Below are 25,668 nucleotides of genomic sequence, written 5' to 3'. Positions count from 1 at the left end.
ATGCTACACCCGGGTACACTGAGCCCGTACTCTTCTGCGCCACCATTCGCAGAGTTGCCTAATGCGTCTGGATATCGCGCAACTCCCGTCGCAGAATCTTGCCGACATTGGTCTTGGGCAATTCCTCGCGGAATTCGACGATGCGCGGCTGCTTGTAGCCGGTTAGATTGGCACGGGCGTGTGCCTTTACCTCTTCGACGGTCAGTTTCGGGTCTTTTTTGACGATGACCACCTTGACCGCTTCGCCGGATTTTTCGTCCGGTACGCCGACCACCGCCACTTCCAGCACCCCGGGCATCATCGCGATGATTTCCTCGATCTCGTTCGGGTATACGTTGAAGCCTGAAACCAGGATCATGTCCTTCTTGCGGTCGACGATATAGAAGAATCCTTGTTGGTCCATTCGCGCCATGTCGCCGGTTCGGAACCAGCCTTCGGAATCGATCACCTGTGCGGTTTCCTCTGGGCGGCGCCAGTAGCCTTTCATCACCTGTGGACCACGGATACACAACTCGCCGATCTCGCCCTGTGCCATGATTTGCCCTTGGTCGTTCTTGATGCAGGCATCGGTAGAGGGAATCGGCAGTCCAATAGAGCCGTTGTATTCGCTCAGCGTCAATGGATTGATGCAGGCGCCTGGTGAGGTTTCGGTGAGTCCATAGGCTTCCACCACGGTGACGCCGGTGACCTGTTTCCAGTGTTCGGCGACAGCGCGTTGCACCGCCATGCCACCGCCCAATGTGCACTTGAGTGAGGAGAAATCCAATTGTGCAAAGCCGGGCGTGTTCAACAGGCCATTGAACAAAGTATTGACCCCGGTGAAGGCGGTAAAGGGGAAGCGCTTCAACTCCTTGACGAAGCCGACCATGTCGCGCGGGTTGCTGATCAGGTGATTGAGTCCGCCGAGCTGCATGAAGGCTAGCCCGTTCGCGGTCAATGCGAAGATGTGGTACATCGGCAGTGCGGTGATGATGACTTCCTTGCCTTCTTCCAGCTTGCTGGCCGCGGTGATCCAATGGCCGGCTTGCAGCATATTCGCCACCAGATTGCGGTGGGTCAACATCGCGCCCTTGGCGACGCCGGTGGTGCCGCCTGTGTATTGCAGGAACGCGATGTCCTCGTGCGTGATATCCAGTTGCGGCAGCGTGTGCTTGCGTCCGAGTGCGAGCGCCTCGCGAAAGCGAATCGCGTTGGGAATGGCGTAGTCGGGCACTAGTTTTTTGACGTAGCGCAGGACGAAGTTGAACAATGCTCCCTTGGGAAAGTCGAGCATGTCGCCCATCCCTGTAACGATGACCTGTTTGATTGACGTGTCCGCCAGCACGTCCTGCACGGTCTTGGCGAAATTTTCGATCACCACGATGGCGCTGGCGCCAGAATCGACCAGTTGATGACGTAGTTCGCGTGTGGTGTACAAGGGATTGACGTTGACCACGGTCATGCCGGCCAGCAACACGCCGAAGGTGGCGATCGGGTACTGCAGACAGTTCGGCATCATCAGCGCGACCCGGTCCCCTTTCTTGAGGTGCAGCTCCCCCAGTAGATAAGCGGCGAATTGCCGGGACAGCGCGCCGACTTCGCGGTAGCTCAGGGTGGTGCCGAAGTTGGAGTACGCAGGCTTGTCGCTGAACTTGGCCACGGAGGTTTCGAACACATCGGCGACCGAGCGGTACGCTTCGACGTTGATCGTGGCGTCAACGCCGGGCGGGTAACTCTGCAACCATGGACGATCCAGACTCATATGCCACTCCAAAAGACCTATTGATGGGTGTTTGACGCATGCTATCGAGCGTATTTTTACTCTGGCAGCATACCGACCCAAGATGAAAAGTCGAACCACGCACAGTGGACGGTGTGCGATAACCCAATGAACACGGTCGCCACGCATCGTGCGAGTGATCGTCCTGAGCTAGAAGGCGTTGCAGTAAAAATCCCAAGACACGAAAGCGCGAGTCTGTCAGTTGAACGGTGTCACTTCGGTCTTCATAGTTCTTCCAGTGGCATGCGCTGTTCACCCCGCAAAGTGCACCAACTCACGATCACGCACAGTGATGCGCAGTTTGCACCCGATGGCGAAGCCCAACTGTTCCAGCCAGCGGACACGCAGTCTGAGTGCGGGCACGAGCTGGGGGCTGTCGGCATCATCGTCGGTGCACTCTTGGGGTGGACGCACGCGTCGCGGCGGACGTTGTGCGCAGCATTCAGGGCAGGAGGCCGCTCGCGCGTCATCATGGGGCTGAGCATTTGCTTCACAAACGTCGATGGTTTCTCTTTGCCTGGCGTCGGCTGGCTTGGTGAATGCTTGTTGCTGCACACTCTCTCCGCGCACATTGCCGCCATCGGCACGCTGAGCGTGCAGGGTGCAGTCGGTGGCCGCGTGGCGTTCAAGGCGACGGGTGGTTCGCCGGATCGCATCGTGACCGGCACGTCGGACACGCAGATGCCCAGTGCCAGCCTGTTCAACGTGCAATCCAACGACAGCCACACGCTGGAGGAGGATCCACGCTTCACCAATTACCGGGTGTGGCTGAGTTCGGACGCGTCACTGCGGCAGATGGCAGATGGGCTACAACGCCGACACCGCGCAACAACGCCTGGGCAATCAGGACTGCGTGATGAGAGCTGAATTTGACGCCATGGACGAACGCGTTCTAGTTTTCAATTCGCACGCAATCAGGCACGCTAGCGTCACTTGGTCAGGATGGTCAGGCTTGTGGGCGCATTGGAGTTCAGATCCGTTTTGTCAAGTTTTGCGAGCTGTTGCTGTCGATGCAAGAGATCAGGGTTGACAGCCGTCTGAGAGTGCCCAAGATGTAGCTTCGCGGCTTGGCAGAAGCCAAGCGCGAGTCAGCAGCAGCAATGGTGTGTGCAGGCACGCCATGCACTGCCCGAGTGGTGAAATTGGTAGACACAAGGGACTTAAACAATTTGAGCCTTCGGAGGGAAACGTCCGAAGTGAAGCCCGTCAAAGTCGGTGAAAGCCCTGGATGCCCTGGTATCCGAGCCAATGCCGAGCCAAGTCCAGACTCAACGTCTGGGAAGGTGTAGAGAGCAGACGGTGGGCACCTACGGTCGCAAGGCCATGGTGAAGGCGTGCTCCAGACCACGAACAGCGCATGCGCTGGCGGCGAAAGCCGAAGTGGTAAGAAAATCCCTCGCCGCAAGGCGTGCCGGTTCGATTCCGGCCTCGGGCACCAATTTGGAAGCCGCTCCTGTGTTTGCAGGGGCGGCGGTCGTTCATCTGTCGTAATTCTGCGGCGTGTTCGAGCGCTGTCTGCGGTCATCGGGACATCCGGTCTGCGCTCTGCGCGCAGCGCCGTTCAACTCTGCAGGTGACAAGTCGCCAGAGGAACAAACTCTGCGATTGGGTTGTAGAGCATCTCGATGTCGTGGCATGCATCGGGTCTTGCCGTCTCTCTTTTCGGGTAGATGCGTCCGGTGCTGTATCCGTTCGATGTCGCTGGGCGCTGCGATCATGTCGGCGCTTGTGCCGAGCGGTTCAGCTTGCGCCTCGTACTTCCCCTGTTGCGAAAGGGCTGTGAAAGACTGTCGCTCTAGGCTCTCTATCCACTAGCAGGAGAGTCGATTTGTACCACCAGTGGAACATTCTTTGCGATTTTGACGGTACCGTGTCATTGCAGGACGTAACCGACAGCCTGCTTGAGCATCTCGGGCAGCCTGGCTGGCGCGAGCTGGAAGACGATTGGGTGGCCGGACGGATCGGTGCCCGCGAGTGCATGACTGGACAGGTCGCCTTGATCGGCGGGGATGTGGAGGCACTGCACCAAGTGCTCGACGCAGTACGCATCGATCCGGCGTTCGTGCGCTTCGTCCATCTTGCCGAGCGCCTGGGCATACCGTTGAGCATCGTCAGCGATGGCCTGGACTATGCCATCGCGCGGATCCTGGCCCGGCATGGATTGCACCAGTTGCCGATCATCGCCAACCGCCTGTTGCGTACCGACGCCGGGCAGTGGCGGATGGCCTCTCCGCATGCGCAGCCGGACTGCCCCAGCGGCACCTGCAAGTGCGCGGTGATGGCGCAGCAGGCGCCAGTGCACCAGACCTTACTCATCGGTGATGGTCGCTCGGATTTTTGTCTGGCCGGCAAGGCGGATCTGGTCTTTGCCAAGGACGGTCTGCTGCGCCATTGCCGCGCCAACGGCATTGCCCATTGCGCAATCACCGGCTTCGATGACGCCATCGCGTTGTTACCCGCACTCGTCGCGCCGGCTGCGCACAGAGTGTCCTTTCCTCTTCCCGTTACCCAAAGAGCCTGATCCTGATGAACCGGAATGTTTCGCTTTCCACGCCGCTTGAGTCACACGCTGGCGCTGATCACGCGCGCGCGCTCGACGACGCGCAGATGCTGGCCGACGAAGCCCTGTACTGCTCCTATGGCGATACTGTGCATTACAGCGAGCCGCCGCGCATCTTCGAACGCTGCGATGGTAGCTATCTGTACGACACCGACGATGTCCCTTATCTGGACCTGCAGATGTGGTATTCGGCGGTCAATTTCGGTTACGCCAATCCGCGCTTGAACGATGCGCTGAAGCGGCAGATCGATAGTCTGCCGCAGGTTGCCAGCCAATATCTGCACCCGACCAAGATCGAACTGGCCAAGACCATCGCTCAGGATGCCGAGCGCAAGTGGGGCCGCAAGGGCCGTGTTCACTTCAACGTGGGCGGGGCGCAGTCGGTGGAGGATTCGCTGAAGCTGGTGCGTAATGCCAGCGCTGGCAAGAGCCTGGTGTTTGCGTTCGAGGGTGGCTACCACGGTCGCACCTTGGGTGCCTCGGCGATCACCTCTTCGTATCGCTACCGTCGTCGTTTCGGTCATTTCGACCGCGCCCAGTTCATTGAATTCCCTTACCACTTCCGTGGCCCCAAGGGCATGTCCAAGGAGGAATACGGCGAGCAGTGCGTGGCCAAGTTCGCGCGCTTGTTCGAGACCGAATACAACGGCGTGTGGGATCCCAAGGCCGGCCAGTGCGAATACGCGGCGTTCTACGTCGAGCCAATCCAAGGCACCGGCGGTTACGTGATTCCACCGCCAAATTTCTTCACTGGCTTGAAGAAGGTGTTGGATCAGTACGGCATCTTGATGGTTGTGGACGAAATCCAGATGGGCTTCTTCCGCACCGGTAAGCTGTGGGCGATCGAGCATTTCGGCGTGACCCCGGATGTGCTGGTGTTCGGCAAGGCGCTGACCAACGGCCTCAATCCGCTGGCCGGCATTTGGGCGCGCGAGGAGTTGATCAACCCGACCGTGTTCCCGCCGGGTTCGACCCATTCCACCTTCGCCTCCAACCCGCTGGGAACTGCGGTGGGTCTCGAAACCATGCGCATGTTGGCCGAGACCGACTACGAGGCAATGGTGATGGCCAAGGGCGCGCATTTCCTCGATGGTCTGCGTGACCTGCAGCGGCGTCATCCGGAAATCGGCGATGTGGATGGTCTGGGCTTGGCGCTGCGTGCGGAAATCTGCCAGGCCGATGGCTTCACTCCCAATCGCAAGTTGCTCGACACCATGGTCGATATGGGGCTGGAAGGTGAGCTACGCCATAACGGCAAGCGCATCGGCTTGGTGCTGGACGTGGGCGGTTACTACAAGAACGTCATCACTCTGGCGCCGTCGCTGCATATCAGCCACGAGGAAATCGATCTGGGTCTGTCGCTGCTGGATCAGTTGCTGACCCGCGCCAAGCAGGCTGTTTAATGCAGAATGAGAGACGACGCGTCCTGATCGCGTCGTCTCTCATGATTTGCGGTGACGTGCGGGAAAGCCTCAGTCCGCCGCGCGCAGTGCGAGCACCGCGTTGAGTCCACCAAAAGCGAACGAGTTGCTGATTGCTGCGCGTACCGCGCGTGCGCGTGCTTGACCGGGAACATAGTCCAGATCGCACTCGGGATCGGCTTCGAGGAAGTTGGCGGTGGGGGGAACCACCTGCTCGCGCAACGCGTTGATCGTCGCCACCAGTTCCAGCGCGCCGGAGGCGCCGAGGGCATGGCCATGCACGGCTTTGGTCGAGCTGATCGCCAATGTCTGAGCGTGTGCGCCGAACACTTGGTGCAGCGCCTTGGTTTCGCAGCGGTCGTTGGCCTTTGTGCCAGTGCCGTGAGCGTTGACGTAGTCGATTTGTTCCGGTGCCAGACCGGCATCCTGCAGCGCGAGTTGTATTGCCGCCGCGGTACCGTCGACGCTGGGCGCGACGATGTCGCCAGCGTCGGCACTCATGCCGATACCGGCCAGTTCCGCCAACACGACGGCGCCACGCGCGGCTGCATGCGCGGCGCTTTCCAGCACGAACACGCCAGCGCCTTCACCCAGCACCATCCCGCTGCGTTGCGCACAAAATGGCCGGCAGGTGTCCTGGCTGACCACCCGCATCGCTTCCCAGGCGCGGATGACGCCCACGCTCAGAGGTGCTTCGCTACCGCCGCCGATGACCACGTCGGCCAGGCCATGACGGATCATCAGCACCGCTTGTGCGATCGCATGGTTGGCCGAAGCGCAAGCGCTGGACACGGCGAATGCTGGACCCCGCAGGCCGAATGCGATGCTGATCTGGCTGGCCGCAGCGTTGATCATGCTGCGCAAGACGGAAAACGGGTGCATGCGTTCTCCGTCGCGGTACACCCGGAGTAATTGCTCCTCGCGCGAGGCCTCCGGACCAGTGCCAGTGCCGATGATCGTCGCGCAACGCGGGCTGAGCGCAGCGTCGATGTGCAAGCCGGATTGGATGATCGCTTCATGCGTCGCGACCAAGGCCATCTTGGTCATGCGGTCGAGCTGGTTGGTGTCGATGCCCTGCAGTTGGGTTTTATCCGGTGCGAATTCCCGCAGAGAGGCGGCCACGCGCATCTTCAGGCTAAATTCTGGATGCGGCGATACTAGCTCGGAGATGGCGCTGCGGCCCTCGCGTATCCCGTGCCATAGCGCTTGTGTGCCGATGCCGAGTGCGCTGACCGCGCCCATGCCGGTGACGACGACGCGCTGTGCTTGCTTGGACGTCGAAAATGTCATGCTTGGGTCACGGTGTTGCTTTGGCTGCTTTAGCCGCGAGTGCTTCTTCCACTGCCTGCAATAGCTTGCCGAGCGAGCCGTCGTCCAGGTTGGGATCGCGCTCCGGGAATGTGATGTCGAAGTGTTCTTCGATGTCGAACATGATTTCGATAGCCTCGAGCGATGTTACGCCCAGCTCCTGCAGTTTGGAATCCGGGGTCATGTTGCCCATATCGATGTCGACGTGTTTGGCGACGATGCTGTAAATTTGCGACTCTATGGACTCGGTCATGGGGTCTCCGCAGTGAATGATATGGCGCACAGCGGCTTATTGCCGTGACGTTCACCTTCACGTTAAATGATCAATCTTGCAAATGCCTTTCGTCAATCAACTCGAGCCGCCGGTACTCTTGCAGCACTTCTTGCAACATCCGCCGGTCGGGTTCCTGGCTCGCCCGCTGGATCATGGGGTGCCGGCCTTCGAGGCGGACCTCGACTTGCTCACCACAGCCGACCCGACGCTGCGTGCGTGGGTGGCGCGTCTGCCGTGGCAGCGCCTGTGGCAACGCCTGCTGCGGCTACGCACCAGTTTCGTCGGTAGCACCGTCACCGAATATGCCTGCTTGCCGCGTGCGGCCGATCCTGCACAGTTGCCATGTCAATGGCGGGCGCAGTTGGGGCGGCGTCGCCCGCTGTTGATCGTCAAGGATCTCGCGCAAGCTTCGCCGCTTCTGGACGCGGCCGATAACGCTTGGATGCAGGCGTTTCTGGACGCCTGCCAGCGCAGTGGCTACTTGCTGTTACGCGGACAGGCATTGGCCTGGGTTCCGATCGATTTTGCCTCGACAGACGAATATCTGGCGCGTCTGTCGCGTGCGCGCCGGCGCAACATTCGCCGTAAGTTGCGCTCTCGTGCCGATCTGCAGATAGAGGTGCTACAGACGGGGGCCGCCTTCGCCGACCCGACGCTACGCGCGCAGTGCTATGCGCTGTATCAGGAGGTCTACGCGCAGAGCGAGGTGCATTTCGACCTGCTGACTGCAGAGTTTTTTGATGCTTTACTGACCGATTCCGATTCCGGTGGTCTCATGTTCGTGTACCGCCACGATGGGCGCATCATCGGTTGGAATCTGTGTTATGTGCACGATGGTCGTTTGCTGGACAAGTACATCGGCCTGCACTACCCAGCCTCGCACGAGCACAACCTGTACGCGCTGAGTTGGATGGAGAACCTCGACTACGCCTGCCGTCATGGGCTACGTGCCTACGTCGCTGGCTGGACCGATCCAGAGGTGAAGGCACAACTAGGTGCCAGCTTCACCTACACATGGCACGCCGTCTACCTGCGCAACCCACTGTTGCGCTTGGTGCTGCGGCTGTTGCGGCCGTGGTTCGAGTCCGACGATGTGGGCTTGCACGATGGCATTACTGATGAGGGATGAAATGCACGCTCCGGTCGTCTTGGATCTTGATGGTTCGCAGGGCGTGGTGCCCGATGCGTTGCGCCTGTCGTTACGCGATTGGTGCGATGGTCTGCGCTTTGCCTGTTCGCTGGCGCGATTACGCCGTTTCGGCGCGATGCTCGACGCCGCGCTGCCCGTGCAGCATGGCACTGTGTTGCTTGGTAGCGGCGATTTCCATCATCTGAGTTTGCCGCTGATCACGCGGCTGGCCCAGCGTACCCACAAGCCTTTGCGCGTGGTGGTGTTCGATAATCACCCGGACAATATGCGCTTCCCTTTTGCGGTGCATTGCGGTTCCTGGGTGAGGCGGATCGCGGCGTTGCCGCAGGTGGAGCGGATCGAAGTGGCCGGTATCACTTCCGGTGACGTCGGTCTTGCGCATGCCTGGGAGAACCATCTGCTGCCGCTGTATCGCGGCAAGCTGCGCTATTGGTGCAGTGGTGTGGACGTGCGTTGGGCGCGTGGGCTGGGTTTGGGGCGGGCGGTGCGCGGTTTTGCCAGTAGTGCCGAGATGATCGATGCTTTCCTTGAGCATCTGCGGACCACGCCAATGCCGACCTACTTATCGCTGGACAAGGACGTACTGGATCCTCAGGACGTGCGTACCAACTGGGATCAGGGCGAACTGCGTGTGCCGCATTTGCTGGCTGCGATCCAGGTATTGCATGGGCATTTGTGCGGCAGTGACATCACCGGCGAGGTGTCGCTGGCGCATTATCCGCAGTGGTGGAAGCGCAGGCTGGCGGCGTTAGACGCGCAACCCTCGCCGTCGCCCGCTGATCTGTCGGCTTGGCAGGCGCAACAACATGCGTTGAACCAACGCTTGTTGCAGGCGATAGCAGATGCTGGCGGCCCTTGGTGCGTGTAAACATTAGCGTGTCGATGTTTGTTGTCTGCGAGTGATCGCAAAAGATCTAGTTGGCGATCAGAAAAACTGCATCGAGATGCCACTCGGGCGCGTCCGCAGGTGGTGCAGGCTGATGGATATCTGCTCTTAGCTGCAGGTGTCGATCACATCGATGGACATGGTCTGCATGTCGGCTGCGGCGCGCGCCTGTATCGCGGTGGCGCAGGCGGCCTGAAGTGTGGCCACGATTGTTTCGAAGCGCGCATCATCCAGCCATGGACTGTTGCTGATGCTCAGACAGCGTGCGGCGAAATCGTCAGCGTTGGGCATCGCGGTGCGCTCGACGAGCGTCTCCAGGGAGTCGTAGTCGGGCAGGGCATGTGCGAACGGCACCGTCACGCCCAGGCCGCGCGGGCACAGTGCGGTCAGCACGCGTTCGCGTGTGTTGGCATCGGGCAGCAGGACCATCAGGATCGGCCAACTACCTTGTGCGCCGGGTGAGTCGGTGATGACGTGTAATCCCTGGATTGTGGCTAGGCGTGCGCTGCGTTGCCGGCCTTGTTCGCGGACCTGGGCCATGAATGCCGGCCAGCGGGCGCTGGCGCGCACCCCCACCGCCTCACGCCACGCTCCGACGGCGTGCTGTGGAATCGTGGTTCCGAAGCGCTCGTTGGCGGCAGCCACGCGGTCGCCACGACGCAGTGCGCGACGCAGTGGTAGGCCATACACCCAGCGCAGCCAATAGGGTCGGTACAACGCAGCGTAAGCGAGTAATTCGACGCTACGTCGTAGTTCCCAGTTCCAGTCCCGCTGCCCAAGACGTGCGGCGGTGTCGGCGAGCGCGCGGCGCAATGACGCATGCCGGGACATGAGCAGGCCGCCTTCGTACAGGGTCAGGCCCTTGCCTGCGGCCAGGCTGCAAAAGCCGATATCGCCGCCCATGCCAGCGGGAGTGCCGTCGGCGTGGATACCGCCCAGTGCCTGTGTGGCGTCTTCGATCAGCATCGCGTTGCACGTTTCTGCGGCACGCCTCAGTGGCGCAAGGTCGATCAAGCGTCCGCCCAGATGGGTGGCGATGATTGCCAGGGTGTCGTTGCTGCAGCGCTGTGCCAGTTGTGTCGGGTCCAGTTCGAGCGAACCGGGCAACAGATCGCACAGCACAAGTTGCAAGTCGCAGTGCGCCACCGCCAGTGCCACCAGTGGACAGGTGTAGGCCGAGACCAGCACTTGCCGACGCCGGCTGGTCTTGGCCAGGGTGCGCAGGGCGATGATGAGTGCAGCGGTTTCCGAGCAGGTGAGCAGTGCGTCGGGCAGGCCGATCGCGCTGGTCAGGCGTGTGCCGCTGCGGACCGGTAACAGGTCGCGCCAGCGCAGCGGCAATCCTGCGCTTGGTGGCACCTCAATGCGCATCGGCGCGCGTTTCGCGCTCGCCCAAGGCCAAGCATACGATGCCTGTGACGATCAGGACCGCACCCAGGGCCTGTAGTGCGCTGATACGTTCATTGAACCAGAATGCGGAGATCAGCATCACGCTGACCGCTTCCATATGCGAGGCGGCGAAGGCTGGTCCGATCGGCGCGTCTTCGAGTAATTTCATCCAGATACAGAACGAACCGATGTTGCTCAACAGGGCACAGTACAGCCAGGGGCTGGTGAGCAGCCTCAGTAGCCAAGCTAGCTCGGCCTGTGGCGGGAATGCGTCGCTACCGGCCAACTTGAAGCTGATCTGGGCAATGGTATCGAAGCTCATCAGCAGGGCGAAGCCCACTGCATAGCGATGCAATGCGGTGCGGCTCATGTGCCGAGTCCGATGATGGCCACGCCGGTGCTGATCAGGCACATGCCGGCCACTTGCATGCGTTCAAGCCGTTCGCCGAACAGCCAGTGCCCGGCGAGCATGACGACCACGATATTGATCGAACCCAGCAGCACAGCGCGGCCCAGCGGAACCAGCGAGAGGAATGCCGCCCAGGCGAAGAACTCCAGCGCGTAGCAACTCAAGGCCAGCCATAGATACGGTTGCCGTGCGATGCTCAGCCAGCGAGTCGCACCGCTGCCCTGCGGGTTGCTGGCGACGTGTTTGAAGGTGAGTTGGGCGACGGTTTCTAACGTCACCGTCGCCAACCACACGCCTACGACCGATGCCTGCATCGCCATCACGCTTCCTGCTGTGGCTTGTTGGTCAGTGCGGAGAAGAACTGCGCCAGGCGTGCACTGAGGACACGCCGTTCCCGATCCAGGGTGATCATATGGTAGCTGTCGTGTAGCAGGAGCAATTCCGTCGGACCGGAGACATTGGCCACGACCAGATGCGCGTTGCGTGGATTGGCGATGTCGTCATCGGCCGCGTGTGCGACCAGGCACGGCGCTTTGACCTTGGCCAGATTTCGCCGCACCTGGCGCGAGAGCAGATACATTTCGGCCAGGGCATACCATGGGTTGCCGGGGAGGCCGGCTGCACTGCTATCGCCACCGAGCATGGCACCGCTGACCTGGGCGCGAATGCGTTCATCGCGTAGGCCGTAGGGCGGCTCTTCCATGAACATACGCCGTTTGCCGATGCCCAGGCGTTTGAAGACCAGTAGCATGAACGCCAGCCGCGCACGCTTGGGAATGTTCCACCCGTCGTAGCGGAAGGTGGCGCCGAGGACGCCGACCCCGTCCACCCACTGCGGGCGTTCGACCGCTAGTTGCAAGGCCAGCAGTGCGCCCATCGATAACCCCGCGACGAATAGCTTGTCGTACTGCGGGCGCATGCGTGCCGCTGCCTGTTCGACGCTGCCGTACCAATCGCGCCAACTGGTGGCGAGTAGATCGTCTTCGTTGCCGCAATGTCCGGCCAACTGCACGCCGTGTACGCTGAAGCCCTCCCGTTGCAAGCTCTTGCCGAGCAGGCGCATTTCGTTGGGAGTCCCGGTCAGGCCGTGGATCAGCAGCACGCCGTTACGGCCGCCTTCGAAGTGAAATTCCGCAGATTGAGTCATCGCAATGGCGCGGTTGCGCAGTATCGGTAATCCGCGCAGGTTCGCCTCTGCGCGTTTCAACAGCCTTTCATCGGTGGTGCCTTGATAACCTGAGATGCGCGTGGAGCTGCAACGCGTTGGGCATCGTGCCGATATCCCAGGTCCGCTGTGTTTGAGTGGCGTGCGCGTGTGCTTGCTGTGCCGACAGCGTCATCGATGTCGCCTGTGTTCAGTGCCGCTGCGTTGCGGCCGGATTGCGGAAGCGCACCAGAACGCGCTGTCCCAGACGCAGCGTCGAGGGCTGCGTGAACGCCAGCACGCAGCCCACGCTGCGATCATTGCCGGCCGGTGCCGTATCGTCGTGCAGTTGCGTTTGGCCGTAGGCTGGTGCCAGCCAACGCACGACCGCTTCGCCGAGAATGCTCTGGCGGCCGTCGTCGCTGATGACCTGTGCACTCATGCCGGGTGCAACACTGCCGGCATAGCTTTCGTTTAATTCTGCGCGTACCAGGCGCGGCGCGTCCGGTAGCAGGGTGAGCAGCGGGGTGTTGGCCTCGCTGCGGGTGCCGACTGCAGCCGAGAGTTGCAGGACCCGGCCGGCCACAGGCGCATGCAACTGGTATTGCGCACGCTGTAATTCGGCGGCGCGCACTTGCGCATCGGCCAGTGCGGCGTCGCTGCGGGCGTTTTGCAACTCGTCGTCCAGGCTCTGCACCGCGTCGTTGGCGTCGTCGGCACTCTGTTCGTCGCCTGCGCCCAGGCGCGCGGCTTCTGCCAGCCGTCGCTGATGTTGTTGGACATGTCCCAGGCGCTGTTGCAATTGGTGCACATGTGTCGCGGCGGCCTGTGCGTGGGTGTGGGCGATGTCCAGTGCCAAGGCGGCGGCGCGGTCGTCGGCGGCAACCAGGAGTGCACCGCGCTGTACGGCATCGCCTTCGTGAACCGCGACTTCGCGTAGCGTTGCGCTGACCGGCAGGCCAAGTTTCAGTACGCCGCCTTCCACATCGATGCGACCGCGTGCGACCGCCAGATACGCTGGTGGCGCTGCCGATGCCGACGTGGTCTCTGAGGCACGGTCCGACGGCGCGCATGCGACCAGCAACAAACTCAGCAAGGGCGCAATGGCAAACGCTTTCATGGTGCGGGATTCCGAGAGGGCAGGGGCGAGGGGGGTTGGGTCATGCGACGGTCGTCGAGGATGCGGCCGTCTTCCATCGACAGCACGCGGTCGGCATGGCGGATCAGGCGTGGATCGTGGCTCACGCACAGCACCATGGTGTTGTGGCGGCGCGCGATGCGGTGGAGCAAGTCGATCACGATCTGGCCATTGCCAGCATCCAGTGCGCTGGTCGGTTCGTCGGCGAACAACAGCGCCGGATGCTTGGCCAGGGCGCGAGCGATCGCGACGCGCTGCTTCTCGCCACCGGAGAGTTCTGCTGGACGCAGGTGCCGGCGGTGGGCGATGCCGACTTCGGCCAGTGCTTCCTCGGCGCGCGTGCGCACCTCGGTTGCGGCCATGCCCATGTACTGCAGAGGCAGGCAGACCTGGTCCAGGGCGCATAACGCTGGAAACAAATTGAAGCCTTGGAAGATGAAGCCGGTGTGGCGCAGGCGGAAGTGTTCCAGCGCGGTCGCACCGAGCAGGCCCAGGTCTTCGCCCAGCGCAATCACCTGGCCGGCATCGGCAGGTTGCAAGCCGCTGAGGATCGAGAGCAAGGTGCTCTTGCCGCAACCGGATGGGCCGGAAATCAGGGTGAGTTCGCCCTGCCAGACCTGCAGTGCCACGTCATGCAACACCGTTGTGCGCAGCTTGCCGGAGGTGAAACTTTTGCACAGTCCACTGCCGCTTAGCGAAGCGGTGGCTTGATGCAATTTGGTGGGAGAGAAGATCTGGCTCATCGCAGCAGCAACGCGGGATCGGCGCGGCGCAGTCCGCGTAGCGCGGCCAAGGCCGAGACGAAGGTCAGTAGGAGTACCGCGCAGATACACAGGGCCCAGCCGCTAGCGTCGAATGCCACTGGCACGTCGTGCGCACGCCCCAGTGCCACCAGCGCCGCGCCCAGGACACTGGCTCCGGCCAGCCCCAGCGCGCCAACCCAGGCGGCTTGCTCCAGCACTACCCAGCGCAGTGCACGCATGCTCACTCCCAGCGCATTGAGCGTGGCGTATTCGCGGGTGGCACCGAGGACGGTCGCCAGTAACGTCTGGCTGGTGACCGCCATGCCGACAAGGAGCACGATGCCGCCAATGAACAGCACACCGGAACCGGCGCCGGTGTTGAACATCCAGAACAAGATGGTGCGCCGGGCGAAATCGTTCGCGCTCCAGACCTGGACGCGTCTGGGTGTTGTCATGCCGGCGATGGCTTGCGCCACCGTTTGCTGATCGGTACCTGGACGCAGCCGCGCCACGATGTAGGTCGGCCAATCCGGATGCGCGGCGTCGCTGTTGAGGATGCGTGCGGTATCCAGCGAGGTCAGGATGTTGACCCCACCTAGCGTGCGTAGGCCGCGACCGACGCCGATCACCCGGACTCGGTGGCCGTTGATGCGCGCGCTACTGCCGATCCCGACGCCGAGTTTGTCCAGTTCCGAGCGGTCCACGATCACCGTGTCCGGCTCGCGCAGGGCTGCGCGTTGCGCTGGACTGAGCAGTCGCGCGAACATCAGCCCGTCATCACGGGTATCGATGCCGGAGACGTAGATCGACACAGCGCCATTATCGCTTGGGCCGCGCCAGTCGCCGTCGAGCCACACGAATGGTTCGATCTGCGCTACCCGTGGATCCAGATACAGCGGCATGGCCGCGTCTGGGTCGATCTGGCGGCCCTGGTCCACGCTCTGTGTGCCTGGATAGCCCAGCCACAGGTCGGTCTTGGAGGCAGAGATGTAGACACTGGCGCTGCCGAAGATGCCCAGCACCAGCGCTGTCTGTAGCAGTAGCAGCAGGCTGGCGAAGCCGACCGACACGACCACCGGCATGAAACGGCGCCATTCGTAACGCAGGGTCTGGCGGGCTAGCGCGACCATCAGTGCTTGGTACCTTCGTTGACGCTTGCCAGCATCGGTGTGTTCGAACTTCCCAGCGCCATGTGCAGGGCGACGTAGGCCAAGTCGCGCTGGCGCTGCGTTTCCGACAGGGCTAAGGCAGCCTGGTCACGCTCACTCTGCTGCGTAGCCACGTCGAGATCGCTGGCCAGGCCCAGCCGCCGCCTTTGTTGCGTGGCGTCGGCAACCTGTTGCAGGGCCTGCAGTGTTTGCTGTTGGGTCTGGGCGTTCTGTCGTTGCTGTTCGAACGTGCCCAGGGCGTTCTGCACCTCTGCCACCGCTTCCAGCACATTTTGCCGATAGGCCAGGGCGGCGGCTTCCAGCAAGTCGCTGTGCGCCTGTGCCTTCGCCTTACGCAGGCCCCAGTCGAATAGCGGAATGTCGACGAGCGGCCCGACTGAGGCGATGCCGTGGGTGGACGTGCGTCGGTAGCTCACCAGTTTGGTGGACCAGCGGATCGCACCGCCCAGGCCAATGCTCGGGTAGCGGTCGGCTTTGGCGATGCCGAGCTGGCCTGCGGCGCTGAGCACATCGGCCTCATGCGCGGCGATGTCGGGCCGTCGACGCAGCAGGTCGGCCGGCACGCTGTCGATTGCGGCGATCTGTAACGCTGGTGGAGCCGTCGCGGCGGTCGTCGCGGTCCAGGCTGGATCTGGCGCGGAGCGTCCCAACAGCACCGCCAGTCGCTGCGCGGCGGCGGCCGCAGCGCGGCGCGGTTCCTCCACCGCGGTTTGCGCCTGCGCGGCGGCGGCCTGCGCCTGCGCCTCGGTGGCTGGAGCGGCCAGTTGCAACCGGACCAGTGCCGCCTGCAGTGTCGCCTGCTGCTGGCGTGCGGTGGCGATGTCCTGCGACAGACGTTCGGCCTGTTGCGCATGACGCAGATCGATCCAGTAGCGCACCACATCGGCAATGGTGGAGGCACGTACCTGTGCCAGATTGGCTTGCGCGCTCTGCAGGTCGCCGCTGGCCACGAGGTGGTTCGCCTTGTCGCGTCCGAAGAGGGGAAGTTCCCATTCGGCGTTGACACCGGCGACCAGGAACGAGGCGCTGGCGTCAGGGTCGATCGGCTCTTCGGTGCGGATGTGGAGTTGCGGGCGAAGGGGAGCGTCGACGACCGAATTCATGCGCCGCGCCGCACGCAATTTGGCCAGTGCCTGGGCCACGTCGAGGTCCTCGTGCAGCGCTTGTGCGACCAGTGCATCGAGTTGCGGGTCGTGGAAGTCCTGCCACCAGGCGCTGCCTGCGGGACGCGGGTTGGCTGCTTCCGGTACATCGGACCAGTGCGTGGGCAGTGGCTGAGTCAGATCCGGTAATGGGGTGCTGGCACAGCCGCCCAGTGCGATGACGAGCAGCGCCAGGATGCTGTGCAAAAACGTGTGCTGCGCACTCATGCCTTTGGTTCCGTGTTGGCTGGCAGATCCAGTTCGGCGCGTAAGCCTCCAAGTGCCGAGCGCGTATAGCGGATTTTCGCATGATGCCGCGCGGCGATGTTGGCGACGATCGCCAGACCCAGCCCGGTCCCGCCTTCGGGCGCGTCGGGCGCACGGAAGAAACGCTCGCCCAGACGTGGCAGCAAGGCCTCGTCTACGCCCGTGCCCGCATCGTCCACCGCCAACAGGACGTGTTGTCCATCGCAGCGCAGGCTGACGGTGACCATGTTGTTGGCGGCGTGTCGGAAGGCATTGTCCAGCAGATTATCGAGCAATTCGCGCAGTGCCCAGGCATCGGCGGCCACCCAGGCGGTGTCGCTGTCTCCGCCGTCGTAGCCCAGGTCCACATCCGCGTGCAGTGCGTCGGGGATGCGTTCGGTGAGGGCTTGCGGCAGCCATTGCGTCAGGTCCAGTGGCAGCAAAGGCCGGATGCTTTCACGTGGAGTCAGGGTGCGTGTGAGCGCCAGTAACTGGGTGGAGGTGCGAGTGGCACGGTCAGTGAGTCGGCGGATGTGTTGCAGTGCTTGCGCGCTGTCTTGCGGGCTTTTGCTGGCCTGGGCGCGTTGTACGTGCATGCTCAGCCCTGCCAGCGGTGTGCGCAATTGGTGCGCCGCGTCGGCGACGAAGCGTTCCTGCAGTGCCATCAATTGTTTGATCCGGCCGAGCAGGCCATCGATTGCCTGTGTCAGTGGCAGCACCTCCAGCGGGATGTCCGGACCGGAGATCGGGCTGAAGTCGCGCTGGCTGTCGTCGAGCCGTTGCACTGCCGGTCCCAGTAGACGCAGGCCAATTTTCACGCCATGCCAAACCAGGACGAACAGGGAGCAGGTGAGCAGCAGTTCGGTGGGGAGCATCAACAACAGGATCTCGCGTGCGCGTCGTTGGCGGTCGTCCAGGGTTTCGGCGACGGAGACCGTCAGCCAGTCCTCTGCGCTGCGGGTGGAGGGTAGCAACAGGCTGGCCGCGCGCACTGGTACGCCGTTGGCCATGCGCGTGCTGTACAGCATCACTCGCCCCGTCTGGGCAGGAGCGGGGTGCTCGGGAATGTGCTGTGCGCTGCTGCTGATGACGCCATAACGGCGGCTGCGCACCTCGAAAAAGATCCGGCTGCTGTTGCTGTACTCCAACAGTCGCCGTGTCTGCAGCGATAATGGCAACTGCTCGCCAGTGTCGTTGATGGCCTTCGCCAGGGCTTGTGCCTCTTCCTTCAAGTCCATGTCGTGCACATGGTTGCTGTATTTGAGCATCGCCACATAAAACAGCGCCGACACCAGCAGCATCAACAGCAGTGTTGGAATCAGCAGGAACGCCAGCAATCGTCGACGTAGGCTGGGATGGCGGTATGCCGGCTGTCGCGCCGCTGCGGCTGTGCTCACTGCTGAGGCGGCGCATCAGTGGTGGATGCAGCAGCGTGCGATTCTTCCAGCATGTAACCTAGCCCACGGATGGTGCGGATGCCGACCCCCGTGCCATGCAGCTTGCGGCGCAGGCGGTGCATGGAGATGTCCAGGCCATTGTCGGTGATTTCTTGTTGCCAATCGCACAGCGCTTCGGTCAACTGGCCACGGCTGATCACGCGCCCGCTGCGCAGCAGCAGGGTTTCCAGTAAGGCAAATTCGCGTGCGGTCAGATCCAGTGGCTTATCTTGCAGCCAGACCCGGCGCCCGGCCAAGTTGATCCGCAATTGGCCCATGACCAGCTCAGGAACGCCGCCACTGCTGCTGCGACGCAGGAGTGCGCGCGTGCGGGCTAGGAATTCGGACAGTTCGAATGGCTTGATGAGATAGTCGTCAGCGCCCTGGTCGAGTGCTTGGATACGGTCTTCCACCGCGTCGCGCGCGGTCACGACGAGAACCGGAATCTTGTCGCGGCGTTCGCGCAAGCGTTGCAGCACCTGCAGCCCGTCGCGGCGTGGCAGGCCTAGATCCAGCACCAGAAGATGGTAGGACTCGGCCAGGAGCGCGTGATCGGCAGCGGCACCATCGCTGACGTGGTCGACCACATGGCCACATTCGATAAGCGAATCGCGTAGCGCAACGGCAATGGAAGTATCGTCTTCGGCGACCAAGATGCGCATAACCTGTGAATGATTGCAGCCAGGGTGTTGGGAAACCGTCGTAATTGGCGTTAACGGAATCGTTACGATGGATTTTTTCACTTAACGCAGACGATAATTGTGCTTGCGTTCCGTGCTGCTGTCACCTGGTAAGGTCCGCCTTGCGTGCTGTGGGGCGTTGGAAAAGCCTGAACATGCACGCCTGGTTGGCTGATCGTCAGGCGCGATGGTCATTGGCATGCCAGGTCGTTTACAACGACACCGCGCGCTTTTGACATGCCTGCTCCAGCGCAGGTCCAGCTTCACAAGGCTGTTTGGTCCAGCGCTGCTGTTGGGAGCGGCCGCTGTATCCAGTCTCGATGCCATTGTGGGCACCCCAGGCGACGGATGCCCTTTGCGCTGCTGGCTTTGCCCGGCATCGCTTTGCTGAATTTGGATGTCCGCTTTTATTCGGGATCGTAGTCCAGGTTCGAGGCCAACCAGCGTTCAGCCTGCGCCAGCGGCACGTTCTTGCGCCGTGCGTAGTCGGCGACCTGTTCCTTGCCCAGCCGTCCCACCACGAAATACTGGCTGTGCGGGTGGCTGAAGTAGTAACCCGATACCGCCGCGGTCGGCAGCATCGCAAAACTTTCGGTCAGCGACATGCTCGCGTTGCGCTCGGCGTCGAGCATGGCGAACAAGGTGTGTTTCTCGCTGTGGTCGGGACAAGCCGGGTAGCCGGGCGCAGGACGGATGCCACGGTAGCGTTCGGAGATGAGGGCGTCGTTGTCCAACGTCTCGTCGTTGGCGTAGCCCCAGAACTCGGTACGCACGCGCTGATGCAGGCGTTCGGCCAGCGCTTCGGCCAGGCGGTCTGCCAGTGCCTTGAGCAGGATCGCGTTGTAATCGTCGTGTGCGGCCTCGAAGCGGGCCACATGCGGCTCGATGCCGAGCCCGGCGGTCACCGCGAACGCACCAATCCAGTCCTGTTTGCCGCTATCGCGCGGAGCGATGAAATCGGCCAGGCAGAAGTCCGGGCGCTCGACGGGCTTGTCCACTTGCTGGCGTAAAAAGTGCAGCACATGCTGGGACGCTGGAATAGAGGCTGACGATGCGCATGCGCCAAGAGCGGAGCCGCTGGGCGCATCGGGTGTTGCCGCGTCATCAGTCGCGCAGTGCGTGTCGGCAATCAGGACCTCCACATCGTCGCCCACCGACTGCGCCGGCCATAGTCCGAACACGGCTTTGGCGGTCAGCCATTTTTCCTCGACGATGCGCTTGAGCATGACGCGTGCGTCCTGATACAGCTCGCTGGCCTGCTGGCCGACGATTTCGTCGGTGAGGATCGCCGGGAACTTGCCCGCCAGTTCCCATGCCTGGAAGAAAGGCGTCCAGTCGATCAGTTCGATCAGCTCGGGTAGAGGGTAGTCCTCCAATACATGCAGCCCCGGTTGTAGCGGCGCGGGGGGCGTGTAGGTGTCCCAGCCACCGTCGAAGCGTTGTGCGCGCGCATGTTGCAGTGTGACCAGGCGTTTGGCGTCGCCGCGATTCTTGTGGCGTTGGCGAATTTCGGCGTAATCGGCGTCGTTGGAGGCGATGAATGCAGCGCGCAGTTCGCGCGAAATCAGCGATTGGGCCACGCCGACCGCGCGCGAGGCGTCCTTCACCCACACGGTTGGTGCGGCATAGTGCGGGTCGATCTTCAATGCGGTATGCGCACGCGAGGTAGTGGCGCCACCGATCAACAGCGGAATCGAGAAGCCTTGCCGCTGCATCTCGCGCGCGACGTGGGTCATCTCTTCCAGCGATGGCGTGATCAGCCCGGACAAGCCGATGATGTCGGCGTTTTCGGCACGGGCGCGGTCGAGGATGGTCTGGGTTGGCACCATCACACCAAGATCGACCACCTCGAAGTTGTTGCAAGCCAGGACCACGCCGACGATGTTCTTGCCGATGTCGTGCACGTCGCCCTTGACCGTGGCCATGATGATCTTGCCGTTGGACTTGGCGGTATCGCCACTGCGCCGCTTTTCCGCTTCGATGTACGGCAGCAGGTAGGCGACGGCCTTCTTCATCACCCGTGCCGATTTCACCACTTGCGGCAGGAACATCTTGCCGGCACCGAACAGGTCGCCGACCACATTCATGCCGTCCATCAACGGCCCTTCGATGACGTCCAACGGCCGCGAGGACTGTTGCCGGGCTTCTTCGGTGTCCAGCTCGATGAACTCGTCGATGCCGTGCACGAGCGAGTGACTCAGGCGCTCGCGCACGGTTTTCTCACGCCAGACCAGTTTTTCTCGCGTGGCAAGTCCGGTTTCGCGTGTGCCGGTCTTCTTGTGACGCTCGGCGATTTCCAGCAGTCGCTCGGTGGCGTCGCGGCGGCGATTGAGGATCACGTCCTCCACTCGCTCGCGCAGTTCGGCGTCCAGCTCGTCGTAGATCGGCATGCCGCCGGCATTGACGATCCCCATGTCCATGCCGGCGGAGATCGCGTGGTACAAAAACACCGAGTGAATCGCCTGACGCACGCTCTCGTTGCCGCGGAAGGAGAAGGAAACGTTGGAGACGCCGCCGGAGACGTGGCAGTGGGGCAGGGTGCGCTTGATGATGCGGGTGGCTTCGATGAAGTCGACCGCGTAGTTGTCGTGCTCCTCGATCCCGGTGGCGACGGCGAAGATGTTGGGATCGAACACGATGTCTTCGGGCGGAAAGCCGACCTGCTCGGTCAGGATGCGGTAGGCGCGGGTGCAGATCTCGACTTTGCGCGCGCAAGTATCGGCCTGGCCGACTTCATCGAACGCCATTACCACCGCTGCGGCGCCGTAGCGCAGCACTTTGCGCGCCTGTTCGAGGAACACCGCTTCGCCTTCCTTGAGCGAAATCGAGTTGACCACGCTCTTGCCCTGCAGACACTTCAGTCCGGCCTCGATCACGCTCCACTTGGAAGAGTCGACCATGACCGGAATACGTGCGATGTCCGGCTCGGACATGATCAGGTTGAGAAAGCGCACCATCGCTTTCTCCGAGTCGATCAGACCCTCGTCCATGTTGACGTCGAGAATTTGCGCGCCATTGGCGACTTGCTGGCGCGCCACCTCCACAGCCTCCTCGTAGCGTTCTTCCTTAATCAGCTTGCGGAACTGTGCGCTGCCAGTGACGTTGGTGCGCTCGCCGACATTGACGAACAGCAGATCCGGAGTCAGTAGCAGGGGTTCCAGACCGGACAAGCGGGTGATGCGAGCGGAAGACATTGGATCAGCGTTCCAGGAGCGGGCAGGTGCACGAGCGCACAGACGCGGCGGCGCGCAGGCGCCGAGCCATCGGTAAGGCGGTGGCGACAGCGCCGCGCTGTGTGTGCATCTCAGGCGGCCTGCCGCTGCGCTGCCAGCGGCAGGCGTGGACGCAGCCCGCGCACTGCCTCGGCGATCGCGCGGATGTGGGCCGGGGTGGTGCCACAGCAACCGCCGACCAGATTCAACAGCCCCGCTTCGGCAAATTCTTTCAGCGTGGCGGCCATTTCCTCTGGGCTTTCGTCGTATTCGCCGAATGCGTTGGGCAGGCCGGCGTTGGGGTGCGTGCTGACGTAGCCGTCGGCGATCCGCGCCAGGGTCTCCACGTGTGGTCGCAGATCCTTGGCCCCTAGCGCGCAGTTCAAACCGACCGACAGTGGCCGACCATGCGCGACCGAGGCATAGAACGCTTCGGCGGTCTGTCCGGACAGGGTGCGTCCGGAGGCATCGGTGATGGTGCCGGAGATCATCACCGGCAGGCGTCCGCCGCGCGCGTCGAACACCTCCTCAATCGCGTACAGCGCGGCCTTGGCGTTGAGGGTATCGAAGATCGTCTCGACCATCAGCGTGTCGGCACCGCCGTCGATCAGGCCATCGATGGCTTCGCGGTAGGTGGCGCGCAGTTCGTCGAAGCTGGTGTTGCGGTAGCCGGGGTCGTTGACGTCGGGGCTGATGGAGGCGGTGCGGCTGGTCGGGCCGAGGACGCCGATCACAAAGCGTGGTTTGTCCGGTCCGCCGTCGCGGGCTTGTTGTGCTTCCACCGCGTCGCAGCACTCGCGCGCGACCCGCGCGCCGGCTTTGTTGAGTTCGTAGACCAAGTGTTCCAGATGGTAATCGGCCTGACTGATCGCGGTGGCGTTGAAGGTATTGGTTTCGAGCAGGTCGGCGCCGGCTTCGAGATAGGCGCGGTGGATCTCGGCGATCACTTCCGGGCGTGTCAGCAGCAAGAGATCGTTATTGCCTTTCAGGTCGTGACCATGCACCGCATGATCGCAGCCAGGGCCATGCACATGCTGGGCTTGCGCGCTGTCGTAGCCGGCGGCGAAACGCTCGCCGCGATAATCGGCTTCCTGCAAGCCATGGCCCTGGATCATGGTGCCCATCGCGCCATCGATGATGAGGATGCGCTCGGACAGCGCCTGCAGCAGCGCCTGCGCCCGCTGCGGATGCAGCCAGGGCAGGCTTGGGCCTTGAGGAGAGGCGGAGGCGTTCATGACAGGGTTCCCGTACTGATCTTGGATGATGGAAGATTTTCCGGATGCGCGGGCGTGCTCGTTTCTCCCGGCTTGACCGCGATCAACGAAATCACCTCGAAATGCGGCGGGCGCTTTTCCCGGGTCACGGTTTCCAGGCTGGAGACCTCCAGTCCAGCCTTGTGGATGAACTTGCGCAGTTCCTTGGCCGAGAAGCCGAGGTTGACATGCCCGTAGGCCTGCACGGCGGCCTTGTGTTCGTGGTGGGCCAGGCTGCAGAGCAACAAGCGACCGCCGGGGCGCAACACGCGCGCCGATTCCCAGACAGCGTGCGCCGGTTTGGTGGCGTAGGTCAACGCGTGCATCATCACCACCAGGTCGAAGCTGGCATCAGCGAATGGCAGCGCATGCATATCGCCCTCGCGCACCTCCACGTTGCTCAGCCGCCGCAAGCGTTCGCTGGCCGCGGCCACCACGCGCGCGCTGGTGTCGATGCACACGTAGCGCCGCGCATGCGGGGCGACCAGCTCGGCCAGGACGCCGTCGCCGGAGGCGATATCCAGGACGTCGCCGGTTTCCAGCAGCGGCAGTGCGGTGCGCGCCAGCGCTTCCCAAGTGCGCCCGGGCGAATAGTGGCGTTCCATGTCGCCGGCGACCGAGTCGGCCCAGTTCTGGTCGGTGGCGCGGTTGGCCAGGACTGCTGCCACGCGTTCGGCGTCCTGGCGCAGCAGCGGGTCGTCGCTGCCGGTGCTCAGCGCCAGCCACAGTGCGCGTTGCGCCGGATCCAGTAGACTTTCGTCGAAGCGATAATAGGCCGACACGCCAGCACGGCGGTCGCGGACCAGCCCGGCCTCCTTGAGTTTGGCCAGATGGGTCGAGACGCGCGGTTGCGCCAGGCGGGTGATCGCCGAGAGTTCGGCCACGGTCAGTTCTTCTTGCTCCAGTAGCGCCAACAGGCGTACCCGGGTCGCATCGGCGAACACCTTCAATCTGGTCGACCAGTCCTCCAGATCCATAAATATCTCCATATCGCGATATAGAGATATTTTCGGTTGCCACGTAGGTCGGGTCAAGTCAGGCAAACGCTGGCGTATGGTCGGTGGTTAAGATGTGCGTACCAACACGACCGGGAGGCGCGAGGTGGATTTCAAACTTAGCGATGAGCAATTGATGATCCAGGACGTGGCGCGACGCATCGCCCAGGAACGGATCGCCCCCAGCGCCGAACACTACGACCGGACCGGTGAGTTTCCACTGGAAAATATCCGCCTGCTGGGCGAGAACGGTTTGATGGGCATCGAGGTACCGGAGCAATACGGTGGCGCTGGCATGGATCCCATCGCCTATGTGCTGGCCATGATCGAGATCGCCGCTGGCGACGCCGCGCATTCCACCATCATGTCGGTCAACAATTCGCTGTTCTGCGGCGGCATCCTCAAGAACGGTGACGAGGCGCAGAAGCAGAAATATGTGCGCGCCATCGCGCAGGGGCAACAGATCGGTGCCTTTGCGCTGACCGAGCCGCAGTCCGGCTCCGATGCCACCGCGATGCGCTGCCGTGCGCTGCGTCGCGACGATGGCAGCTTCCTGATCAACGGCAAGAAGAGCTGGATCACCTCCGGTCCGGTTGCCAAGTACATCGTGCTATTTGCGATGAGTGAACCGGAGCGGGGCGCACGCGGCATCACCGCCTTCGTGATCGACACCGACAAGCCGGGGTTTCATCGTGGCAAGACCGAACCCAAGCTGGGCATCCGCGCTTCGGCCACCTGCGAGATCGAATTTCAGGATTATCTGGCGACGGCGGACGAGGTGCTGGGGACGCCGGGCGAGGGTTTCAAAATCGCGATGAGCGTGCTCGACGCAGGGCGTATCGGCATTGCCTCGCAGGCCATCGGTCTTGCGCGGGCGGCCTACCAGGCGACGTTGGACTACGTGAAGGAGCGCAAGGCATTCGGTTCACCGATCGGCGCATTTCAGATGACCCAGGCCAAGATCGCCGACATGAAGTGCAAGCTGGATGCGGCATTGCTGCTCACCCTGCGTGCCGCTTGGTTGAAGGGGCAGGGACAGCGATTTACCACCGAAGCATCGGTGGCCAAGCTCACCGCCTCCGAGGCGGCGATGTGGATCACCCACCAGGCGGTGCAGATCCATGGCGGGATGGGGTATTCCAAGGAAATGCCACTGGAGCGCTATTTCCGCGACGCCAAGATCACCGAAATCTACGAAGGAACCTCGGAAATCCAGCGGCTGGTGATCGCGCGCAACGAGACGGGATTGCGTTGAGCCACAGTCGCTGATGTCTACAGACAAAAAAGCGGCGTTTCAGCCGCTTTTTTGTCGCTGCACGGATTGTTTTGCGCGTGCCCGGTGTCCAGGCGAGCG

General features: G+C 62.5%; 23 protein-coding genes. 6 read left to right on the top strand and 17 right to left on the bottom strand.

The window, feature by feature from the left end:
• Positions 1 to 58: 58 nt before the first annotated feature.
• A complete protein-coding gene (locus tag XALGPE39_RS07860; RefSeq protein ID WP_045727702.1) occupies positions 59 to 1,741 on the bottom strand; it encodes a long-chain fatty acid--CoA ligase in 1,683 nt (560 codons plus the stop codon).
• Between the two features lie 270 nt (positions 1,742 to 2,011).
• The gene (locus XALGPE39_RS16645; protein WP_343123019.1) at positions 2,012 to 2,122 is read right to left on the bottom strand and encodes a SymE family type I addiction module toxin; all 111 of its coding nucleotides are present in this window, start codon (positions 2,120 to 2,122) and stop codon (positions 2,012 to 2,014) included.
• 180 nt (positions 2,123 to 2,302) lie between these two features.
• Between XALGPE39_RS16645 and XALGPE39_RS16215 the strand changes: the two genes are divergently transcribed.
• The 3 genes from XALGPE39_RS16215 (at position 2,303) to XALGPE39_RS07840 (ending at position 5,722) form a co-directional block, all read left to right on the top strand.
• Positions 2,303 to 2,626, top strand: coding sequence for a hypothetical protein (locus tag XALGPE39_RS16215; RefSeq protein WP_152624849.1), 324 nt, complete (start codon positions 2,303 to 2,305; stop codon positions 2,624 to 2,626).
• A gap of 961 nt (positions 2,627 to 3,587) precedes the next feature.
• Entirely contained in the window at positions 3,588 to 4,280 is a 693-nt protein-coding gene (locus XALGPE39_RS07845) for an MtnX-like HAD-IB family phosphatase (protein WP_082061853.1), read from the top strand.
• A gap of 86 nt (positions 4,281 to 4,366) precedes the next feature.
• Complete coding sequence (locus tag XALGPE39_RS07840; protein ID WP_045738293.1) at positions 4,367 to 5,722, top strand: aminotransferase class III-fold pyridoxal phosphate-dependent enzyme; 1,356 nt, start codon at positions 4,367 to 4,369, stop codon at positions 5,720 to 5,722.
• 69 nt (positions 5,723 to 5,791) lie between these two features.
• Here the strand turns inward: XALGPE39_RS07840 and XALGPE39_RS07835 are convergent, their stop codons facing one another.
• Together XALGPE39_RS07835 and XALGPE39_RS07830 are read right to left on the bottom strand one after the other, a co-directional pair.
• The gene (locus XALGPE39_RS07835) at positions 5,792 to 7,030 is read right to left on the bottom strand and encodes a beta-ketoacyl-[acyl-carrier-protein] synthase family protein (protein ID WP_045727699.1); all 1,239 of its coding nucleotides are present in this window, start codon (positions 7,028 to 7,030) and stop codon (positions 5,792 to 5,794) included.
• Positions 7,031 to 7,037: 7 nt separating this feature from the next.
• Positions 7,038 to 7,301 carry an acyl carrier protein gene (locus XALGPE39_RS07830; protein WP_045727698.1) on the bottom strand — a complete coding sequence of 88 codons (264 nt, stop codon included), beginning with the start codon at positions 7,299 to 7,301 and terminating at the stop codon, positions 7,038 to 7,040.
• Between the two features lie 82 nt (positions 7,302 to 7,383).
• Between XALGPE39_RS07830 and XALGPE39_RS07825 the strand changes: the two genes are divergently transcribed.
• Both XALGPE39_RS07825 and XALGPE39_RS07820 read left to right on the top strand, forming a co-directional pair.
• The gene (locus tag XALGPE39_RS07825) at positions 7,384 to 8,451 is read left to right on the top strand and encodes a GNAT family N-acetyltransferase (protein ID WP_045727697.1); all 1,068 of its coding nucleotides are present in this window, start codon (positions 7,384 to 7,386) and stop codon (positions 8,449 to 8,451) included.
• A 1-nt stretch (position 8,452) separates the two neighbouring features.
• Positions 8,453 to 9,340: an arginase family protein gene (locus XALGPE39_RS07820; RefSeq protein WP_045727696.1), complete on the top strand. Its 888-nt coding sequence runs from the start codon at positions 8,453 to 8,455 to the stop codon at positions 9,338 to 9,340.
• A 126-nt stretch (positions 9,341 to 9,466) separates the two neighbouring features.
• On the opposite strand, the gene XALGPE39_RS07815 is transcribed toward XALGPE39_RS07820, so the two are convergent.
• The 13 genes from XALGPE39_RS07815 to XALGPE39_RS07755 form a co-directional block, all read right to left on the bottom strand.
• Positions 9,467 to 10,729: a DegT/DnrJ/EryC1/StrS family aminotransferase gene (locus XALGPE39_RS07815; RefSeq protein ID WP_045727695.1), complete on the bottom strand. Its 1,263-nt coding sequence runs from the start codon at positions 10,727 to 10,729 to the stop codon at positions 9,467 to 9,469.
• Positions 10,719 to 11,117: an EamA family transporter gene (locus XALGPE39_RS07810; RefSeq protein WP_045727694.1), complete on the bottom strand. Its 399-nt coding sequence runs from the start codon at positions 11,115 to 11,117 to the stop codon at positions 10,719 to 10,721. Before XALGPE39_RS07810 ends, XALGPE39_RS07815 begins: the two co-directional genes overlap by 11 nt.
• Positions 11,114 to 11,476, bottom strand: a complete 363-nt coding sequence (locus tag XALGPE39_RS07805) for an EamA family transporter (protein ID WP_045727693.1) — start codon at positions 11,474 to 11,476, stop codon at positions 11,114 to 11,116. Before XALGPE39_RS07805 ends, XALGPE39_RS07810 begins: the two co-directional genes overlap by 4 nt.
• A complete protein-coding gene (locus tag XALGPE39_RS07800) occupies positions 11,476 to 12,303 on the bottom strand; it encodes an alpha/beta fold hydrolase (RefSeq protein ID WP_045729058.1) in 828 nt (275 codons plus the stop codon). The genes XALGPE39_RS07805 and XALGPE39_RS07800 overlap by 1 nt, the downstream gene beginning before the upstream one ends.
• Positions 12,304 to 12,511: 208 nt before the next feature.
• Positions 12,512 to 13,420: an HlyD family secretion protein gene (locus tag XALGPE39_RS07795; RefSeq protein ID WP_045727692.1), complete on the bottom strand. Its 909-nt coding sequence runs from the start codon at positions 13,418 to 13,420 to the stop codon at positions 12,512 to 12,514.
• The gene (locus tag XALGPE39_RS07790; RefSeq protein WP_045727691.1) at positions 13,417 to 14,181 is read right to left on the bottom strand and encodes an ABC transporter ATP-binding protein; all 765 of its coding nucleotides are present in this window, start codon (positions 14,179 to 14,181) and stop codon (positions 13,417 to 13,419) included. The genes XALGPE39_RS07795 and XALGPE39_RS07790 overlap by 4 nt, the downstream gene beginning before the upstream one ends.
• Positions 14,178 to 15,311, bottom strand: coding sequence for an ABC transporter permease (locus tag XALGPE39_RS07785; protein ID WP_045727690.1), 1,134 nt, complete (start codon positions 15,309 to 15,311; stop codon positions 14,178 to 14,180). Before XALGPE39_RS07785 ends, XALGPE39_RS07790 begins: the two co-directional genes overlap by 4 nt.
• Positions 15,311 to 16,720: a TolC family protein gene (locus tag XALGPE39_RS07780; RefSeq protein WP_045727689.1), complete on the bottom strand. Its 1,410-nt coding sequence runs from the start codon at positions 16,718 to 16,720 to the stop codon at positions 15,311 to 15,313. Before XALGPE39_RS07780 ends, XALGPE39_RS07785 begins: the two co-directional genes overlap by 1 nt.
• Positions 16,717 to 18,135, bottom strand: a complete 1,419-nt coding sequence (locus XALGPE39_RS07775; RefSeq protein WP_045727688.1) for a sensor histidine kinase — start codon at positions 18,133 to 18,135, stop codon at positions 16,717 to 16,719. Before XALGPE39_RS07775 ends, XALGPE39_RS07780 begins: the two co-directional genes overlap by 4 nt.
• Complete coding sequence (locus tag XALGPE39_RS07770) at positions 18,132 to 18,836, bottom strand: response regulator transcription factor (RefSeq protein WP_045727687.1); 705 nt, start codon at positions 18,834 to 18,836, stop codon at positions 18,132 to 18,134. Before XALGPE39_RS07770 ends, XALGPE39_RS07775 begins: the two co-directional genes overlap by 4 nt.
• Before the next feature lie 425 nt (positions 18,837 to 19,261).
• A complete protein-coding gene (metH, locus tag XALGPE39_RS07765) occupies positions 19,262 to 22,048 on the bottom strand; it encodes a methionine synthase (RefSeq protein ID WP_045727686.1) in 2,787 nt (928 codons plus the stop codon).
• Between the two features lie 110 nt (positions 22,049 to 22,158).
• A complete protein-coding gene (locus XALGPE39_RS07760) occupies positions 22,159 to 23,301 on the bottom strand; it encodes a homocysteine S-methyltransferase family protein (protein ID WP_045727685.1) in 1,143 nt (380 codons plus the stop codon).
• Entirely contained in the window at positions 23,298 to 24,296 is a 999-nt protein-coding gene (locus XALGPE39_RS07755; protein ID WP_045727684.1) for a metalloregulator ArsR/SmtB family transcription factor, read from the bottom strand. Before XALGPE39_RS07755 ends, XALGPE39_RS07760 begins: the two co-directional genes overlap by 4 nt.
• 94 nt (positions 24,297 to 24,390) lie before the next feature.
• On the opposite strand from XALGPE39_RS07755, the gene XALGPE39_RS07750 reads away from it, so the two are divergent.
• Complete coding sequence (locus XALGPE39_RS07750; protein WP_343123018.1) at positions 24,391 to 25,569, top strand: acyl-CoA dehydrogenase family protein; 1,179 nt, start codon at positions 24,391 to 24,393, stop codon at positions 25,567 to 25,569.
• The last annotated feature ends 99 nt before the right edge of the window (positions 25,570 to 25,668 follow it).

The sequence above is a fragment of the Xanthomonas sp. GPE 39 genome, assembly GCF_000963005.1.
Classification (GTDB): Bacteria; Pseudomonadota; Gammaproteobacteria; order Xanthomonadales; family Xanthomonadaceae; genus Xanthomonas_A.
Note: the sequence above shows the minus strand (reverse complement) of the source record. Positions and strands in the feature narration are given on the sequence as shown.